The sequence below is a fragment of the Bacillus sp. RAR_M1_44 genome (assembly GCF_020165935.1).
Classification (GTDB): Bacteria; Bacillota; Bacilli; order Bacillales; family Bacillaceae; genus Bacillus; species Bacillus altitudinis.
Genome location: NZ_JAIUKX010000001.1, coordinates 388,224 through 405,586, shown reverse-complemented (window position 1 = coordinate 405,586; position 17,363 = coordinate 388,224). Strand labels below are relative to the sequence as shown.

At 41.1% G+C, this 17,363-nt stretch carries 19 protein-coding genes; 15 read left to right on the top strand and 4 right to left on the bottom strand.

Translation table 11 applies throughout. The annotated features are described in order from the left end of the window. Positions 1-72: 72 nt before the first annotated feature. The 4 genes from LCD34_RS02195 (at position 73) to LCD34_RS02180 (ending at position 3,173) form a co-directional block, all read left to right on the top strand. Positions 73-849 carry a metal ABC transporter ATP-binding protein gene (locus LCD34_RS02195; RefSeq protein ID WP_224558455.1) on the top strand — a complete coding sequence of 259 codons (777 nt, stop codon included), beginning with the start codon at positions 73-75 and terminating at the stop codon, positions 847-849. Further along, positions 849-1,709 carry a metal ABC transporter permease gene (locus LCD34_RS02190; protein WP_007501274.1) on the top strand — a complete coding sequence of 287 codons (861 nt, stop codon included), beginning with the start codon at positions 849-851 and terminating at the stop codon, positions 1,707-1,709. The genes LCD34_RS02195 and LCD34_RS02190 overlap by 1 nt, the downstream gene beginning before the upstream one ends. Next, complete coding sequence (locus LCD34_RS02185) at positions 1,687-2,115, top strand: Fur family transcriptional regulator (RefSeq protein ID WP_003217433.1); 429 nt, start codon at positions 1,687-1,689, stop codon at positions 2,113-2,115. The genes LCD34_RS02190 and LCD34_RS02185 overlap by 23 nt, the downstream gene beginning before the upstream one ends. 140 nt (positions 2,116-2,255) lie before the next feature. Next, positions 2,256-3,173: an ROK family protein gene (locus tag LCD34_RS02180; RefSeq protein ID WP_216894688.1), complete on the top strand. Its 918-nt coding sequence runs from the start codon at positions 2,256-2,258 to the stop codon at positions 3,171-3,173. A gap of 228 nt (positions 3,174-3,401) precedes the next feature. Here LCD34_RS02180 and LCD34_RS02175 read toward each other — a convergent pair whose 3' ends face one another. Further along, the gene (locus LCD34_RS02175; RefSeq protein WP_224558454.1) at positions 3,402-3,980 is read right to left on the bottom strand and encodes a 5' nucleotidase, NT5C type; all 579 of its coding nucleotides are present in this window, start codon (positions 3,978-3,980) and stop codon (positions 3,402-3,404) included. 139 nt (positions 3,981-4,119) lie between these two features. Here LCD34_RS02175 and LCD34_RS02170 point away from each other — a divergent pair, with 139 nt between their 5' ends. Next, positions 4,120-4,482 (top strand): DUF308 domain-containing protein, encoded by a 363-nt coding sequence (locus LCD34_RS02170; protein ID WP_008342359.1) that lies wholly within the window; start codon positions 4,120-4,122, stop codon positions 4,480-4,482. 48 nt (positions 4,483-4,530) lie between these two features. Here the strand turns inward: LCD34_RS02170 and ispG are convergent, their stop codons facing one another. Together ispG and LCD34_RS02160 are read right to left on the bottom strand one after the other, a co-directional pair. After that, positions 4,531-5,646, bottom strand: coding sequence for a flavodoxin-dependent (E)-4-hydroxy-3-methylbut-2-enyl-diphosphate synthase (ispG, locus tag LCD34_RS02165; protein ID WP_008342357.1), 1,116 nt, complete (start codon positions 5,644-5,646; stop codon positions 4,531-4,533). Between the two features lie 106 nt (positions 5,647-5,752). After that, positions 5,753-6,055: a hypothetical protein gene (locus LCD34_RS02160; protein ID WP_046343997.1), complete on the bottom strand. Its 303-nt coding sequence runs from the start codon at positions 6,053-6,055 to the stop codon at positions 5,753-5,755. Between the two features lie 183 nt (positions 6,056-6,238). Here LCD34_RS02160 and LCD34_RS02155 point away from each other — a divergent pair, with 183 nt between their 5' ends. Beyond that, positions 6,239-6,784, top strand: coding sequence for a GNAT family N-acetyltransferase (locus tag LCD34_RS02155; RefSeq protein WP_148780040.1), 546 nt, complete (start codon positions 6,239-6,241; stop codon positions 6,782-6,784). A gap of 39 nt (positions 6,785-6,823) precedes the next feature. On the opposite strand, the gene LCD34_RS02150 is transcribed toward LCD34_RS02155, so the two are convergent. Then, positions 6,824-7,576 (bottom strand): DUF1189 domain-containing protein, encoded by a 753-nt coding sequence (locus tag LCD34_RS02150; RefSeq protein WP_035390831.1) that lies wholly within the window; start codon positions 7,574-7,576, stop codon positions 6,824-6,826. A 143-nt stretch (positions 7,577-7,719) separates the two neighbouring features. On the opposite strand from LCD34_RS02150, the gene LCD34_RS02145 reads away from it, so the two are divergent. The 9 genes from LCD34_RS02145 to pstB (LCD34_RS02105) all read left to right on the top strand — a co-directional run bounded on the left by LCD34_RS02145 (position 7,720) and on the right by pstB (LCD34_RS02105) (position 17,320). Further along, positions 7,720-8,205, top strand: a complete 486-nt coding sequence (locus LCD34_RS02145) for a DUF456 domain-containing protein (protein ID WP_007501265.1) — start codon at positions 7,720-7,722, stop codon at positions 8,203-8,205. 183 nt (positions 8,206-8,388) lie between these two features. Then, a complete protein-coding gene (gene sodA, locus LCD34_RS02140) occupies positions 8,389-8,997 on the top strand; it encodes a superoxide dismutase SodA (protein ID WP_007501264.1) in 609 nt (202 codons plus the stop codon). Between the two features lie 122 nt (positions 8,998-9,119). Continuing rightward, entirely contained in the window at positions 9,120-10,406 is a 1,287-nt protein-coding gene (locus LCD34_RS02135) for an MFS transporter (protein WP_008342348.1), read from the top strand. A gap of 122 nt (positions 10,407-10,528) precedes the next feature. Beyond that, complete coding sequence (locus tag LCD34_RS02130; RefSeq protein WP_017358000.1) at positions 10,529-12,664, top strand: peptidoglycan D,D-transpeptidase FtsI family protein; 2,136 nt, start codon at positions 10,529-10,531, stop codon at positions 12,662-12,664. 214 nt (positions 12,665-12,878) lie between these two features. Continuing rightward, the gene (locus LCD34_RS02125) at positions 12,879-13,796 is read left to right on the top strand and encodes a phosphate ABC transporter substrate-binding protein (RefSeq protein ID WP_017367609.1); all 918 of its coding nucleotides are present in this window, start codon (positions 12,879-12,881) and stop codon (positions 13,794-13,796) included. A 79-nt stretch (positions 13,797-13,875) separates the two neighbouring features. Next, entirely contained in the window at positions 13,876-14,802 is a 927-nt protein-coding gene (gene pstC / locus LCD34_RS02120) for a phosphate ABC transporter permease subunit PstC (RefSeq protein WP_017357999.1), read from the top strand. Then, complete coding sequence (gene pstA, locus LCD34_RS02115; RefSeq protein ID WP_007501259.1) at positions 14,802-15,686, top strand: phosphate ABC transporter permease PstA; 885 nt, start codon at positions 14,802-14,804, stop codon at positions 15,684-15,686. The genes pstC and pstA overlap by 1 nt, the downstream gene beginning before the upstream one ends. A 23-nt stretch (positions 15,687-15,709) precedes the next feature. After that, positions 15,710-16,522 (top strand): phosphate ABC transporter ATP-binding protein PstB, encoded by an 813-nt coding sequence (pstB, locus tag LCD34_RS02110; protein ID WP_007501258.1) that lies wholly within the window; start codon positions 15,710-15,712, stop codon positions 16,520-16,522. A gap of 15 nt (positions 16,523-16,537) precedes the next feature. Next, a complete protein-coding gene (gene pstB / locus LCD34_RS02105) occupies positions 16,538-17,320 on the top strand; it encodes a phosphate ABC transporter ATP-binding protein PstB (protein ID WP_017367606.1) in 783 nt (260 codons plus the stop codon). Positions 17,321-17,363: the final 43 nt, after the last annotated feature.

The following is a 17,363-nucleotide window of genomic DNA, read 5'->3' as shown; positions in this document are numbered from 1 at the left end:
CTTTTGCCATTTTCTTTTTGTTATATAAATCGTAATCATTCTTTTTATATTGGATTAAAGGTGGAAAGATTTATGGCAAAGCCAATTATTGAAATGAAGGACATTTCGTATTCATATGGACAGCGAAATGTCATCGATCACATTCATTTAACGGTAGAGGAAGGAAACTTTCTAGCACTTGTTGGACCGAATGGATCTGGTAAAACAACCTTATTAAAATGCCTGCTTGGCTTGATTAAACCCCAGCAGGGAGAATTGAAGCTCTTTGGCACACCTGCTCAAAAATTTAAAGACTGGGATCAAATTGGATTTGTTTCTCAAAAGGCGAATAGCTTTAATACAGGGTTTCCTGCTTCTGTATACGAGGTCGTGGCAAGTGGTTTAACGGCGAAGATTGGTTTATTCAAACGCATGACTAAGCAAGATAAGCTTCAAGTAGATGAGGCCATACGCTCAGTTGGCATACAAGACTTAAAACACCAAAACATTGGTGAGCTTTCAGGCGGTCAGCAGCAGCGTACATTTATTGCTCGTGCACTCGTCAGTCAGCCGAAGCTGCTTATTTTAGATGAGCCGACTGTGGGTGTAGACCAAAGAACAGTAGAGGGCTTTTATCAGCTGTTAGAAACATTGAACAAAGAAAAAGGGATGTCTTTAATTCTCGTTACACATGATGTAGGAACCGTTTCTGACAAAGTCACGCATGTGGCTTGTTTAAATCAGACACTTCATTTTCATGGAGATGCGGAAACGTTTGATTCGATAGATGATCAGGCGCTTTCTCAGTTTTACGGGCATGACATTCAAGTGATTCATCACGATCATCACCATCATGGGGGACATGAATAATGCTATTTCCATTTTTTCATTATGAATTTTTACAAAATGCGTTTATCGCAGGTATGCTGATCGGCTTTATTGCGCCCTTACTTGGTGTATTTATTGTCGTGAGAAGGCTCTCTCTCATCGCAGATGCGCTTAGTCACGTATCACTTGCTGGGATAGCGGCAAGTTTATTCCTTGATAAAAAGTTTGGACTTTTGACAGGGGTTAGCCCGCTTTACTTAGGAATGGCTTTTTCTGTGGCTGGCTCATTGTTTATTGAACGTCTGCGCTCTGTGTATAAACATTATCAGGAGCTGGCGATCCCCATTATTTTATCGGGTGGTATTGGGATCTCTGTTATTTTCATTTCACTTGCAAATGGTTTTAATACAGATTTGTTCAGTTATTTGTTCGGAAGTGTCAGTGCGGTTTCAAGGCTCGATCTTTGGATTATTGTTGGGATCTCACTTGTTGTTGTATTAGTGGTTGTGCTCTTGTATAAAGAATTGTTTTTGCTTTCTTTTGATGAAGAACATGCGAAGGCTTCTGGTATTTCAGCGAAGTGGATTCATTTTATTTTTATTTTAGTCGTTGCACTTGTCATCGCAGCATCGATGCGTATTGTCGGTACACTCCTAGTGTCCGCACTCATGACACTGCCAGTTGCGGCAAGTATTCGGATTGCAAAAGGGTTTAAACAGGCGATTTTCCTTTCCATCTTATTTGGGGAATTGTCTGTTATGGTCGGCTTGATTTTAAGTTATTATCTTGATTTAGCGCCGGGTGGAACCATTGTGATGCTGTCTATTTTGATTTTAATCGGGTGTATTAGTATTGGGAAATTCAGAAGGGGGAATCATCATGAACGTACAAGAAGCGCTTGATTTATTAAAGGAAAAAGGCTATAAATATACAAGCAAACGTGAAGATATGCTTCAATTGTTTTCTGATTCTGATAAATACTTGACCGCTAAAAATGTATTAACAGCTTTAAGTGAAGATTACCCAGGGCTTAGTTTTGATACGATTTATCGAAACCTGTCTTTATATGAAGATCTTGGGATATTAGAGACAACGGAATTATCAGGGGAGAAACTGTTCCGTTTTAAATGTTCGTTTTCCCATCATCATCATCACTTTATTTGTTTGACGTGTGGTAAAACAAAGGAAATTGACGCTTGCCCTATGGACAAGCTTGATGCTGATCTAGAGGATTATCACATTAGCGGACATAAATTTGAAATTTACGGAACGTGTCCTTCTTGCGAACCGAAAGAAGTTCATTCATGAAAGAAGCCAGCCGATGGGCTGGCTTTTTGTTTTGTGATCTTGAAAACGTTTTACAAAGGATAGCTGTTTCATTAAAATGAGAACAATAGATCATCTATTGAAACATCATTGAGTCTTTTGAAATAGGGGAGTGGTCAAAGGTGGCATATTATGTTGTTTTCGATGTAGGCGGAACAAAAACAAAGCATGGGGTCATGGATCGAAATGGTGAGCTGATCACGAGCGGCGACTACGAAACAAACTGCAGGCAGCTTGAGCCGTTTTTAGAGGACATGGAGAACGTGGTGAAAGAGTATCAAAGGACTTGGGATATCAAAGGGATTGCGATGAGTCTTCCGGGTTTTGTTGACAGTCAAACGGGTTATACGGAATTTGCAGGAGCGATTATTGCTTTAAATGGCCAAAATGTCAAAACGCTTTTGGAAGAAAAAACATCACTTCGTGTAGAAGTAGAAAATGATGCGAACTGTGCAGCTCTGGCTGAAAAATTTAGTGGTCATGCGAAAGAGTGTGACAGCTTTATATGTATGACGCTTGGGACTGGTGTCGGCGGTGGTATTTTTGCTGGTGGCGAGCTTGTTCGCGGTGCCTCTTTTCGCGGCGGTGAATTTGGCATGATGCTGACAGAAACAGAAAACGGTCAGTTTACGACACTTAACAGCAGTGCTTCGACAGCTGGATTGATCCGAAGCTACAAAGAGCAGCAGGGCATTCCACAAAGTCAGCAAATCGACGGTCAAGAAATCTTTGAAAAAGCCAAGCATGATCCGGCCATTGAGAAGATGATCGATCAGTGGTACAAACGAATCGCAATTGGTATTTACAATGTGGCAACAGTTCTCAATCCAGAGAAAATCCTCATTGGCGGGGGCGTGAGTGCAAGGCCCGATTTGATTCCAAACATTGAGAAACATTTACATACTTTGCATGCATGGAAAAACATACAGGTGACACTGGAAACGTGCTATTATTTCAATCAGGCAGGTATGATGGGTGCACTTTATCATTTTTTAATAAAAGAAGGACATCATCGTACAACCAAAAAGCCGATACATTAAACGGAACGGCTTCAGCGCGCAGACAAACCCTCGCATTCTTTGTCAGTCCTGCGTGCTGGTGCTCACGAATGTTACATTCGCTCCGCGCCAGTACTCGTCCTTCCTAGGGCTGCAAAGGTTTTCTATCACGCTGAAAAGGAAGACAAAGGGCTAAAATAAATTTCATTTTAGCCCTTTGTCAACAATCTGAAGCCAATACATTAAAAACGTATCGGCTTTTGATCTGTTTTAGTAAACAATTTGCAGACGCTTTTCATACTGTTTGATCCATTGGGATGCTTCTTGCCAGTTATTCACGCGAATGATCCGTTCATCAATTGGCATTTGATTATACGGTGAGTTAAACAGAATCACTGGAATGTCAGCTTCTTTTGCAATCATTGTGGCATTGCCATGGTGATCTTCAAAAAACACATCGATCTTATGTTTTTGAACAGCTGCCACCTTATGATGTCCGCCAACAAGCTCGATATCGTCATAATGGACATGATTCTCCTCAAACCATTTGTAGGTGATGTCTGAGTGATGCTGCCTTCTGGCTGTGATATAAATCAATTGATGATGATGTTTCATTTGATTGAGGATTTCTTTTGCACCCTCGGCAGGCTTTGCCTGTTTATAAATAAGAGGCTCATACTCATTCATCCAGCCCCAAAATTCTTCATTTGAAATCTTTAAAAGCTTCGTCAAATCATATTCCGTCATATCATCTAGTGTGATGTCACATTGAAACGACTCATTTAAGTAGGGGACAAAGGTGTCCTGCGCCGTGACTGTGCCATCGATATCAATTCCTAAACGTAACATGCCCACACTCCTCATATTTATCCTCTTAAAGTGTAACATAATCAATTCACAATTCCAGCAAGTTTTAGCAAACATGAAACAGACATTTTTGCTCATACTAAAAAAGCTCCTTTCTATTAACCAAAAGGGGGAATTGATCATGGAAAGAGACGAAGATTTCAGAAGAAATGATCGTGAAATCGACACACACTTTAGTAATGATGATGGCTATTTAGAGGAAACAGCTGCTGAAATAGCAGAGCCATATCAAGCATCAAGAGATCGTGAAGACAGAAGAGAACGTGACCATGTAGGTGACGATTCAGGCAGTAAGGGGATAGGCTATACAGCACTCGCGATTGCGATTATCTCATTATTTGTCTTGCCGGTGCTATTAGGGGTAGCGGCAATCGTCGTTGGTTATATTGCAAGAAGAAAAGGAGCACATGCGCTTGGCGCGTGGTCAATCGGGATCGGAATCGTTTCCGTCATCCTTGGCATCTTTATCACCCCGTTCTTTTAACAGGACAGGAACAGAAAAACGCCTGACAGTGATGTCAGGCGTTCTTTGTTATGCGTTCGCTTGTTTTGCTTTTTCAGCTTCCATTTTTGCATAATGTTCTTCAGCGATTTTATCGATTTCTTTTTTCAGTTCTTCGACCATTGTTTCTTCTGGCACTTTCCGAACGATTTCACCTTTGCGGAATAAAAGGCCTTCACCTCTAGCGCCAGCGATGCCGATATCAGCTTCACGCGCTTCACCCGGACCGTTTACAGCACATCCGAGAACAGCTACTTTAATTGGTGCTTTAATTTTAGAAATATATTCTTCGACTTCATTTGCAATGCTAATGAGGTCAATTTCAATTCGTCCACAAGTTGGACAAGAGATGAGTGTTGCTGCATTTGATGCAAGGCCAAATGATTTTAATAATTCACGTGCCACTTTGACCTCTTCGACCGGGTCAGCACTTAATGAAATACGGAGTGTGTTACCAATCCCCATATTCAAGATTGCGCCAAGACCAGCTGCACTTTTGACCGTACCTGCAAATAACGTACCTGATTCTGTAATCCCAAGATGAAGAGGGTAATCAAAGGCTTTTGCTGCTTTTTCGTATGCCTCGATCGCAAGGTTTACATCAGATGCTTTCATACTGACAATGATGTCATGAAAATCTAAGTCTTCTAAAATTTTAATGTGATGCAGTGCACTTTCAACCATACCATCTGCTGTTGGATAGCCGTATTTATCAAGAATCTTTTTCTCGAGTGAACCGGCGTTTACCCCAATACGAATTGGAATGCCTTTTTCTTTTGCCGCTTTCACAACAGCTTCGACTTTTTCTCGTCTTCCGATGTTTCCTGGGTTGATACGAATTTTGTCTGCACCTGCTTCAATCGCTTTCAGTGCAAGCTTGTAGTCAAAATGAATGTCGACAACAAGGGGAATGTTGATTTGTTTTTTAATGTCCGCAATCGCATTTGCTGCACGCTCATCTGGGCATGCGACACGCACGATTTGACAGCCAGCTTCTTCTAAACGTTTAATTTCAGCTACTGTCGCTTCGACATCATGTGTTTTGGTTGTCGCCATACTTTGAATGACGACTTCATTGTTTCCACCTATAGTTAAAGGTCCCACTTTGACGGGACGCGTTTTTGTACGATGTGTGACTTCACTCACTTGTCAATCGCTCCTTAGTGTACATGCAATTCGTTTGCAGTGTACGACGTGTTTTACATCTCATATTGTAACAGTCTCTTCGTATGAATGACAAGGAATTAACGTTTTATCTCTTATAGACCGGAAACTTGTATGTGCTGCCTGCCCGAATTTCGTTCGCTTTGACGCCTTGATTCAGTGCTTCAAAGTCTTCGATCACTTCATCTAATGGCTTACTTGTATGTACGATAGAGACGACGGTTTGTCCTTGTTTAACAGTGACAGTTTTATATGCCTGTTTTTCAGCTGTTTGAAAGGCGCTGGCGGGAACAGCAGGGCCTTCCTGAACGGGGATCGTTCCATTTTTCAAATCAAAAAAGATAATAAAGAGGACAAACAAACTGACTAGTAAAAAAATCATTCGCCGCATTTTACTCACCGCTTTTAAGAGTTTACTTCAGTGTATGTTTGTCCCTGAGTTGATAGAACAAAAAGAGTGAAAAAGCTAGGAAGGGTGGTTCTAGTGAGTTCTATTATGACTTGTAATCGGAAAAATCTTTGATAAGCCTAAGCCCTTTCTTTATTATGATAAAATAAAAAAGGGGGAGAGTATATGAAGAAAATCAGTCAGAATATATATGTAAGAACACTAACAGAAAGTGATGCAGAAGCTCTATTAACACTTGAACGAGAGAATCGCACTTATTTTCAGCAATTTACACCTTTGGTTCAGGATGATTTTTTTACTGTACCTCGTCAAAAGGAACGGATTAACCGCAGTATGCAAAGGCGTGCAAAAGATGAAGCCTATATGCACGGTATTTTCTTAAATGAAACAGATGCATTAATTGGAACGATCTCACTCCATTCTGTTGAAAGAGGACCGATTCAAGGGGCTTTGCTTGGATATGTGCTTGATGAAATGCAAGGCGGGAAGGGGTATATGACAGAGGCGATTCGTTTGATTATCGATTATGCCTTTTATGAATTGTACCTTCACCGCATTGAGGCTGGCGTAAAACCATCTAACATTGGTTCCATTCGTGTGCTTGAGAAGACAGGGTTTGAAAATGAGGGACTTCATCGTAAAAAAGTAAAGATCAATGATAAGTGGGAGGATCACTATATGTTTGCGATCATCCATCCAGATGAGTCATAGGGTCAAGACAAATAAAAAAGCTCCCCAAAATGAGGGAGCTTATTTTTTTGCAGGTATTTCTTTAACGACAAGATATAAGAAAATAAAGTTAATCACCCAATTTAATAAAAATGAGTTCGCAACCGGCGTGTTTAATGCACTCATGATGGCGAAAAAGACGGTTGTTAATGTGAGTGAATAGGCAGAGAGCTTCCAAAGCATTTGAAAGGACAGCTCTTTTTGCTGCATTCGTTTAATAAATGTGCCAAGCATGGCTAGGAATGTTGCGCTGATGAACATGAGAGCAGCAGTAGATAGGTACAGCAGGACACAAATGACAGGGATAATGATCGCTTGATTCTGGTTTGTGACGCTGGCAAGTTCATCTTTTGTGAGTGTTCCGCCAAGCAGCTGGTATGGAATATCTGTCATTTGTCCGTCAATGGCAATCACTGCTTTTTCTTTCAATAACGCAATGGCTGTTTGTTTTGATTCAAGCTCACTTGATTTTATTTTTTCAGCGGGATCAAAGATAATCGTGATGCCGTTTTCTTCTTTTTCGATCGGCGTGCTTTGATCCGCTTGAAGCGTTCCTTTTTCAATGGAAAAGTCGGGTAAATCTTTTTTTATCACATGCTGAAATCCTGACATCGCATTTGAAATCTCTTTGCTCATATGATAGCCCTGGGGGACAGCTGCGATGATCGAAAGGATAAAGATGAATAAAATGGCCTTTCCAATCCCAGTAAAACGTGCTCTGGCAATATCTTTTGGTGAATAAATTCCTTTTAACAATAAACTAAATACGTTCAACCGATTCACTTCCTACATTCTTTTCTATTTCTCACATTGTATCAATGTCTATCCATCCAGTACAAGTACGGCCTTCATTGCTGGTTAAGATAGAAGGAATGAGGCATAATGTATACAGCATATAAAAAGGAGGCGGCAGGGGATTGGACGTGCTGTATTGGATTTTGATCGGCTGTGCATTTATCATTGCGTTTGTGGGACTTGTCTATCCAATCATTCCTAGTGTGGTTTTCATGGTTCTTGGGTTTATTTTATATGGGCTCTTTTTTAGCTTTGAGAAATTGACGCTCACCTTTTGGCTCATTCAAGCTATGTTTACAGCTGTGTTATTTGCCGCGGATTATGTCTCCAACCTGATTGGAGTGAAACGCTTTGGTGGCAGCCGGGCGGCCATTTGGGGAAGTACCATTGGGCTTTTAGCCGGTCCTTTTGTGATTCCGATTGCTGGAATTATCATTGGTCCATTTATCGGCAGTGTCATCGCAGAGCTGCTCGTTCATCAAAAAGATCTGAAGACAAGTGTGAAAGTGGGGCTTGGCTCATTAATTGGTTTTGTGTCAGGCGTATTTGCAAAAGGGTTGATTCAAGCACTGATGCTGGGAATCTTTTTGTTTTATGTGCTTCGCTAAATGGAAAATCGGTGTTTAACACTCTTTCAGAAGGGTTAAATACAAAATAAACACTGAAATGTTTCAGATCATGAGCAATAACGTTGAAACAAGCCGTTTCTTTTGATACTCTTTGATTAGGGTGAATTGCTTGCTTACTAAGGAAGCATTTCAGTACATACATTTCTAAGGAGGAATTTAACCATGGCTTTTAAACTTCCAGAATTACCATATGCTTACGATGCATTAGAACCACATATCGACAAGGAAACAATGACGATTCACCACACAAAACACCATAACACTTATGTAACAAACTTAAACAAAGCAATCGAAGGTGTATCAGCTCTTGAAGATCAATCAATTGAAGAGCTAGTGGCTAACTTGAACTCTGTGCCTGAAAACATTCGTACAGCTGTACGTAACAATGGCGGAGGACATGCGAACCACTCATTATTCTGGACGCTTCTTTCACCAAACGGTGGCGGCGCACCAACTGGTGAACTTGCAGATGCGATCGAAAAAGAATTAGGCGGATTTGAAAAATTCAAATCTGATTTCGCTGCAGCAGCTGCAGGACGCTTTGGTTCTGGTTGGGCATGGCTTGTTGTGAACAATGGCAAACTTGAAATTACAAGCACACCAAACCAAGATTCTCCTTTAACTGAAGGAAAAACACCAATCCTAGGACTAGACGTTTGGGAGCATGCTTACTACCTAAACTACCAAAACCGTCGTCCTGATTACATTTCAGCATTCTGGAATGTTGTGAACTGGGATGAAGTGGCTCGCCTTTACAGCGAAGCTAAATAAATGATTTGATTTGAAAAGACCTGCTTCTCTCTGAGAGCGGGTCTTTTTATATTTTCCCTCCTTTTTTACATATCTGCCTTTTGATGAGACAGACTATTGTGTAGAAAAGGAGAATGAATGATATGAGCAGATTAAAGAAAATGTTCGGGGACATGGATGTCACAAGAGATTTATTGCTCCTCCTCACGATTGGCGGATTATACGCACTTGCGATTGCGCTTTCGAATACGTTTGTGAACGTGTATTTATGGAAACAGTCTGGGCGATTTACAGACCTTGCGATTTATAACTTGGCGATTGTTGTCCTTCAGCCCATTACCTTTTTATTTGCTGGACGGCTCGCTAAAAAAATAGATCGTGCATTTGTCCTTCGTTTCGGTGTCATCTTCTTAGCCGCTTTTTACTTAATTGTTCTCATGGCAGGAGAGCAAGCGGCAGCTCGGCTCGTGTTATTAGGCAGTGTGCTTGGAATCGGCTATGGTTTTTACTGGCTTGCCTTTAACGTGCTCACTTTTGAGATTACTGAACCTGAAACAAGGGATTTCTTTAATGGATTTTTAGGAGTGCTTACCTCTACAGCCGGTATGATCGGGCCGCTCATTGCAGGAATTGTGATTTCTCAATTAACGGATGATACAGGCTATACAGTGATTTTCACTTTATCGCTTTTTTTGTTTTCACTAGCGGTTGTGATGAGTTTTTTCCTCAAGAGGAGACAATCAAAAGGAAAATTTATCATTAAGCAAATTTGGAAAGAGCGCCATGCGGACGAGAATTGGCGTAAGATCACAACTGCTCACTTTTTTCAGGGGCTCCGTGAAGGCGTGTTTGTCTTTTTAATCAGTGTCTTTGTGTTTATTGCAACAAACAGTGAGCTTGCTTTAGGCACATTTGGTCTAGTCAATTCAGGTGTTGCCTTTTTTGCCTATTTTTTTGCTACTCGTTTGATTAAGAAAAAATGGCGCAAAAAAGCGATTATGTTTGGCGGGCTTATTTTATACGGCGCTTTATTTTTAATCGTCTTTCACTTGTCCTATGTATCACTGCTTATGTACGCAGTAGCCATTGCGATCGGCTACCCGCTTCTGCTAGTTCCGTATGTCTCTTTAACTTACGATGTCATCGGTCATGCTAGATATGCAAGAAAAGCCCGAATTGAATATATTGTCGTCAGAGAACTATTTTTAAATGCAGGGCGTATTTGTTCGATTGTCTTTTTTCTTTTATCTGTCACCTTACTGGGCGATCGGCTTGGAATTCCTGCTTCACTTGTCGTACTCGGAGCGGGGCACACCCTTATTTATTATTTTGTAAAGGACATTCATTTAAAAGAGAAAACAGCTGATATAGAAGAGGCTGACGGTCAAAAGCCTGTTTCTCAAACGAACCTTATGAAGGGAGAAAGGTAAAATTTCTTACCAATGGAACATCAAATTTCTAGATAAATGATAGAAAAACCGCTAAAATGATGATGGCACCTTTTATACATAAAAAGGGGTGCCATTTCTTTCTTGATAGAAAAGGTGATGTGATGAGAAACAAGAAAAACAAAAAAGACGCAAAGGAAGGGCGCAAAACACTTCCGATCCGGCTGAATTTATTATTTTTAGCTGCGTTCATTATTTTTACCGGTGTTGTGGTCAGACTCGGTTTTGTGCAGATTGTGAATGGAGAAGATTATAAAAAGCAGGCAGAAAAACAAGAAGACGTGAATGTCAGCTCATCTGCTCCGCGCGGAAAAATTTATGATCGAAACTATAACACGATTGTCAGCAATAAAGCGCTAAATGCCATTACATATACGAGAACCTCGACGACTTCACAAGAAGAGCGGCTCAAAGTGGCAACAAAATTAGCGGATATGATTCACGTAAGTACGAAGAAAATCACAGATCGTGATAAAAAAGATTTCTGGATCTTAACCCATCCGAATGAAGCGAAAAAGCTTGTTCAAAAAGAAGCCGATTTAAAGGGTGACGATAAGGTCTCTGATGATAAACTATACGAGCTCCAGCTGAAACGCATCACAGACAAAGAATTAAATCAACTGACGAAAAAAGATTTGCAAGTGCTTGCGATTAAAAGACAGATGGACGCAGGCTATGCACTTACGCCTCAATTCATTAAAAATGAAGATGTAAAACCAAGTGAAATTGCTTACGTCTCTGAGCATTTGGACGAGCTGCCAGGTGTAGATGTCACAACAGACTGGTCACGCAGCTATCCTTATAAAGGACTGCTCCGCAGTATGCTCGGCAGTGTGTCTTCAAGTGATGAAGGTCTTCCGTCGTCACTGCTTGAACATTATCTATCACTCGGCTACAGCCGAAATGATCGTGTAGGAAAAAGCTATCTTGAATATCAATATGAAGATGTGCTGCAAGGTCAAAAAGAAAAAGAACAAAGTACAACAGATAAAGAAGGCAATGTCACAAGCTCTAAAGTGTTAACAGAAGGAAAGAGCGGGAAAGACCTTGTGCTGACGATTGATATTCAGCTGCAAAAAGCGGTGGAAAAAATCATCGAAAAGAACTTGAAAAGTGCGAAGCAAAGAGGCGGCACAGAACTTCTTGATCGTGCGTTTGTTGTCATGATGGACCCGAGAAATGGGGAAGTGCTCTCGATTGCGGGTAAACAGATTACCAATAAGAATGGGACATACAAATTTGATGACTATGCACTAGGAACGATGACATCATCATATGCGATGGGATCAGCAGTAAAAGGGGCAACTGTACTGACAGGTTATAAAACAGGCGTCCTTCACATTGGAAGCACCCAATACGATGAACCGCTCTATATCGCTCAGTCACCGCCGAAAAAATCCTATCAAAATATGGGACTCATTAATGATTTAACCGCACTAGAACGTTCATCAAACGTGTATATGTTTAAAACAGCGATTGCAATTGGGAAAGGGGAATATCGTAAGAATCAGCCGCTCCCAATTGATACAAAGGCGTTTGATACGTTCCGTTACAATTTTAGTAAATTTGGTCTTGGAGTGGAGACAGGTATTGACCTGCCAAACGAAGCAACTGGCTATCGTGGAACATCTACACAATCTGGTCTGTTACTTGACTATGCGATTGGACAATATGACACGTTTACACCGCTGCAAATGGCGCAATACGTTTCAACGATTGCCAATGGCGGCTATCGTTTACGTCCTCAGCTTGTAAAAGAAGTGAGAGAGCCAGATCCGCAAAGAGGCATTGGGGCTGTAACGGAGTCCGTCAAGCCGGATGTACTGAATAAGCTCGATATGACAAGTGATGAGATCAAACGCGTACAGCAAGGATTCAAGCTTGTGATGCAGAACCCAAGAGGGACAGCTTATTCGAACTTTGGCAACAAAAAATACAATCCAGCTGGCAAAACAGGGACCGCTCAATCATTCTATGACGGCCCGATTAAAAGCAAACGCGGCACACCGACGTATAACACAACACTTGTTGCGTATGCGCCTGCTGATAATCCAGAAGTAGCGATTTCAGTTGTCGTGCCTTGGGTGTATCAAGATTACAACCAGCGCTATCCGATTACAAATGATATTGGTGAACAAGTATTAGACAAGTACTTTGAACTGAAATCAAAACAGGAAAGCAATGATACACAAGCGAAGAACAAAAACAAAATTGAAAATGAAGCAGAAACAAATAACTAGACCTATTCTAGGTAAAAACGCTCACTTTTTGTGGGCGTTTTTTTATATTTTCTTCAAACTTTTCGATATAAATTGACAAAAATCATAAAAAACCCCGCAATTTCTCTACAAATCTTCGACATTTACAAAACCTTAACATTCCATTTAAACGAAATTAATAAAGAACCTTTAATGTATTACTCGTAGGACAAATTATTCAGGGGGTATTCTTGAAATGAAAAAGAACAAATTATGGCTGCTTACTTTCCTTACTATCGCATTGTTAGCATTCGTCACAGCATGCGGAAACAGCAGCTCAAGCGGAGATTCAAAAGACAGTAAAGGAAATGCTTCAAACAAAGATGAGGCATCAGGTTCCATTACCATCTCAGGATCATCTGCGATGCAGCCTTTAGTTCTTGCGGCAGCAGAAAAATTCATGGATAAACATCCAAAAGCCGATATTCAAGTACAAGCCGGCGGTTCAGGAACAGGACTTTCTCAAGTATCAGAAGGATCTGTACAAATTGGTAACTCAGATGTATTCGCAGAAGAGAAAGACGGAATCGACGCAAAAGCTTTAAAAGACCACAAAGTAGCAGTTGTTGGAATGGCGGCAGCTGTTAACCCTGAAGTTGGTGTCAAAGACATCACAAAGGACGAATTGAAAAAAATCTTCACTGGTAAAATCAAAAACTGGAAAGAGCTTGGCGGGAAAGACCAAAAAATCACACTTGTGAACAGACCAGACTCATCAGGAACTCGTGCAACATTTGTGAAATATGCACTTGACGGCGCGACACCTGCAGAAGGAATCACAGAGGATTCTTCAAACACAGTGAAAAAGTTGATTGCAGAAACACCAGGTGCGATTGGGTACCTAGCATTCTCTTATTTAACAGATGACAAAATTACACCGCTTAGCATTGATGGTGTGAAACCAGAAGAAAGCAATGTAGAAAGCGGTAAATATACAATTTGGGCATACGAGCACTCTTATACAAAAGGTGAGCCAGAAGGTTTAGCAAAACAATTTTTAGATTACTTGATGAGTGACGAAGTACAAAAAGAAATCGTTAAAGACCAAGGCTACATCTCAGTCTCTAATATGAAAGTAGAAAGAGACGCAACAGGCAAACAAACAGATAAGTAAAAGGTCTTGAATTGATGATGAAGGAAAAGTGGAGCTTTTCACTTTTCCTTTTATGACATTCATAGGAGTGTAGAAAAAGATGAAACAGATAGAACATACAGAAGCGAGCGATCGACTGATCAGCTCGAAAAAAAATAGGCAAATGGATGAAGTAAGAGGAAGTATTTTGGTGAAATTTTGCGCATTCTTAATGATTGCTGTATCAATTGCCATCACAATCTTCCTTGGTATTAAGGGTTTACAATCTTTCATCGTAAATGGTGTAAGCCCAATTGAGTTCTTAACCAGTATCAATTGGAACCCTACAGCAGAAAATCCGCAATACGGCGCATTTCCGTTTATCTTTGGATCAATCGCTGTCACGCTTCTATCAGCACTCATAGCAGCACCGCTAGGCATCGCAGGAGCGATCTTTATGACAGAAATTGCACCTGCATGGGGACGGAAAATTCTCCAGCCAGTGATTGAACTGCTTGTAGGGATTCCATCCGTTGTTTACGGATTCATAGGTCTTACAGTATTGGTGCCGTTTATTGGACACTTCAAGTCAAGCGGTTCAGGGCACAGTGTGTTAGCAGGAACGATTGTCCTGTCTATTATGATTCTGCCAACTGTTACATCCATTGCAACTGACGCAATGGCTTCACTTCCAAAAAGTTTACGTGAGGGATCGTATGCATTAGGCGCAACAAGATGGCAAACGATCAGACGTGTTCTTGTACCTGCAGCGCTTCCGACATTAATGACAGCAGTCGTGCTTGGAATGGCAAGAGCATTTGGAGAAGCCCTTGCCGTTCAGATGGTCATTGGAAACACGCGTAATCTACCAGAAAGTATTATGGACACAGCTGGTACATTAACAACCATTATTACGTTAAACATGGGACATACAACGTATGGAAGTGTTGAAAACAATACACTTTGGTCAATGGGACTTGTCCTTCTAGTTGTATCATTTATGTTCATACTCATTATCAGATACTTGTCATCTAGGAGGAAGATTTAATGAATAGCAAAATGACCGATCGTTTTGCCACAATCGTTTTTGGATTATGTGCCGCCATTATCACGGCGATACTTGTTGGCTTGTTTTCTTATATCATCTTCAACGGTGCCAAAGAATTAAATTTTGACTTTTTGACTACCCGCTCAAGTGCGATTGGCTCTGGTGGCGGTATTAGGGATCAGCTGTTTAACTCGTTTTACATTCTATTTATTACGATGCTGTTTACCGTGCCTCTTGGCGTGGGCGGCGGGGTGTACATGGCAGAATATGCACCTCAAAACAAAGTGACTGATTTTATTCGTACATGTATTGAAGTGTTATCTTCTCTGCCATCGATCGTCATCGGTATGTTTGGTTTGCTGATGTTTGTTAATTTAACAGGATGGGGCTATACGATCATCGGAGGAGCCCTTGCGCTGACTGTCTTTAATCTGCCAGTGATGGTCAGGGTGACAGAAGATGCACTTCGATCTGTACCGAAGGATCAAAAGGAAGCATCGCTTGCGCTCGGTGTGACAAAGTGGCATACAGTGAAGACGGTTCTGATCCCAGGTGCGATTCCATCCATTATAACTGGAGCAATTTTAGCATCGGGAAGAGTTTTCGGTGAGGCGGCTGCTCTTCTTTTCACAGCAGGTCTTTCAACACCGCGTCTTGATTTTACAAACTGGAGTCCTTTCTCCGATACGTCACCACTGAATATTTTTAGACCGGCAGAAACATTAGCCGTTCATATATGGAACGTCAATACACAGGGGATTATTCCAGATGCAGAGGCCATTGCAAATGGTGCATCAGCCGTACTTGTGCTCTCTGTATTAGTATTCAACTTAGCAGCTAGATGGCTTGGTTCATTTATTCATAAGAAGCTTACGTCAAAATAAATAGTGAGAGGTGTGAAGGGGAAATGGTTCAAATGCTAGCAGAAAAAAAAGAGATTGCAGCAAAAAAGGCTCCACTTCAAGCGGAACAGATTCTACAGGTGCAGGATTTAAGTATTTATTATGGTGAAAAAAGAGCAGTCAATCAAATTTCATTTGAAATTGAAAAAAATGCAATTACGGCATTAATCGGCCCATCAGGGTGCGGAAAATCGACTTTTTTACGCAGTATTAACCGCATGAACGACCTAATTCCAGGTGCACGAAGTGAAGGGGCGATCATGTACGAAGGGTTAAATATTTTGGATGATCGTATTAATGTGGTGAATTTAAGAAGAGAAATCGGGATGGTCTTCCAAAAGCCAAATCCATTTCCTAAATCCATCTACAACAACATTACGCATGCGCTAAAATATGCGGGTGAAAAAAGGAAATCAGTGCTTGATGATGCGGTAGAAGAAAGCTTAACAAAGGCAGCACTATGGGATGAGGTCAAGGATCGCTTGCACCGATCTGCCTTATCATTATCAGGCGGCCAGCAGCAGCGCCTCTGTATTGCACGTACCCTTGCGATGAAACCTAGCGTGCTTTTATTAGATGAACCGGCTTCTGCCTTAGACCCGATCTCAAATGCAAAAATTGAAGAGCTATTATCGGAATTAAAACATGATTATTCGATTGTCATTGTCACACACAATATGCAGCAAGCGTTACGTGTATCTGATCATACAGCCTTTTTCCTGAATGGTGATCTAGTGGAATACGATGCGACTGAACGTATCTTTACACGTCCTGCGCAGCAAAAAACAGAAGACTATATTAATGGTCGATTCGGATAAGGCGGGTGGATTTTGATGAATGCAGTAGCAACTGAAACAGCCAAAAAAGAAGTGTTTCGTGTGAATGATATGAACCTTTGGTACGGACAGCATCACGCACTGAAGCATATTGATTTAGACATTAAAGAGCATGAGGTCACAGCGATTATCGGTCCGTCCGGCTGCGGAAAGTCAACTTTTATAAAGACCTTAAATCTCATGGTCAAAACAGTGCCAGGTGTGAAAATCACCGGGGATATGATGTATAACGGTGACAATATTTTAAAAGGTCGTGTCGATCTAGTGGAACTGCGTAAAAACGTCGGGATGGTCTTTCAAAAAGGAAACCCATTCCCTCAATCTATCTTTGATAATGTCGTCTACGGGCCAAGAATTCACGGGGTGAAGAGCAAGCAGCAATTGAAAGAAATCGCTGAAAAAGCGCTTCGTGATGTTGCCCTTTGGGATGAAGTGAAAGATCGATTAAGTGCGCCTGCATTAGGTCTTTCCGGCGGTCAGCAGCAGCGTCTTTGTATCGCAAGAGCCATTGCCACAAGCCCGGATATTCTATTAATGGATGAACCAACATCTGCGCTTGATCCTGTTTCAACATTAAAGATTGAAGAATTGATCATGAAACTGAAAGAGAAATACACGATTGCCATTGTGACGCATAATATGCAGCAAGCGGCAAGGGTATCCGACCGAACAGCGTTCTTTTTGATGGGCGAGCTTGTTGAGGTCAATGATACGAATGTGATGTTCTCAGAGCCAAATGATCAAAGAACAAATGATTATATATCAGGACGATTTGGATAATCAAAAACCCCCTGGAGGTCAATGCCGCCAGGGGGTTTTTGAT

Coding starts and splice junctions, on each gene's coding strand:
- LCD34_RS02195 (WP_224558455.1), top strand. CDS start 73: ATGGCAAAGCCAATTATTGAAATGAAGGACATTTCGTATTCATATGGA.
- LCD34_RS02190 (WP_007501274.1), top strand. CDS start 849: ATGCTATTTCCATTTTTTCATTATGAATTTTTACAAAATGCGTTTATC.
- LCD34_RS02185 (WP_003217433.1), top strand. CDS start 1,687: ATGAACGTACAAGAAGCGCTTGATTTATTAAAGGAAAAAGGCTATAAA.
- LCD34_RS02175 (WP_224558454.1), bottom strand. CDS start 3,980: ATGTTACGTTTAGGAATTGATATCGATGGCACAGTCACGGCGCAGGAC.
- LCD34_RS02170 (WP_008342359.1), top strand. CDS start 4,120: ATGGAAAGAGACGAAGATTTCAGAAGAAATGATCGTGAAATCGACACA.
- LCD34_RS02160 (WP_046343997.1), bottom strand. CDS start 6,055: ATGCGGCGAATGATTTTTTTACTAGTCAGTTTGTTTGTCCTCTTTATT.
- LCD34_RS02155 (WP_148780040.1), top strand. CDS start 6,239: ATGAAGAAAATCAGTCAGAATATATATGTAAGAACACTAACAGAAAGT.
- sodA (WP_007501264.1), top strand. CDS start 8,389: ATGGCTTTTAAACTTCCAGAATTACCATATGCTTACGATGCATTAGAA.
- LCD34_RS02135 (WP_008342348.1), top strand. CDS start 9,120: ATGAGCAGATTAAAGAAAATGTTCGGGGACATGGATGTCACAAGAGAT.
- LCD34_RS02130 (WP_017358000.1), top strand. CDS start 10,529: ATGAGAAACAAGAAAAACAAAAAAGACGCAAAGGAAGGGCGCAAAACA.
- LCD34_RS02125 (WP_017367609.1), top strand. CDS start 12,879: ATGAAAAAGAACAAATTATGGCTGCTTACTTTCCTTACTATCGCATTG.
- pstC (WP_017357999.1), top strand. CDS start 13,876: ATGAAACAGATAGAACATACAGAAGCGAGCGATCGACTGATCAGCTCG.
- pstA (WP_007501259.1), top strand. CDS start 14,802: ATGAATAGCAAAATGACCGATCGTTTTGCCACAATCGTTTTTGGATTA.
- pstB (WP_007501258.1), top strand. CDS start 15,710: ATGGTTCAAATGCTAGCAGAAAAAAAAGAGATTGCAGCAAAAAAGGCT.
- pstB (WP_017367606.1), top strand. CDS start 16,538: ATGAATGCAGTAGCAACTGAAACAGCCAAAAAAGAAGTGTTTCGTGTG.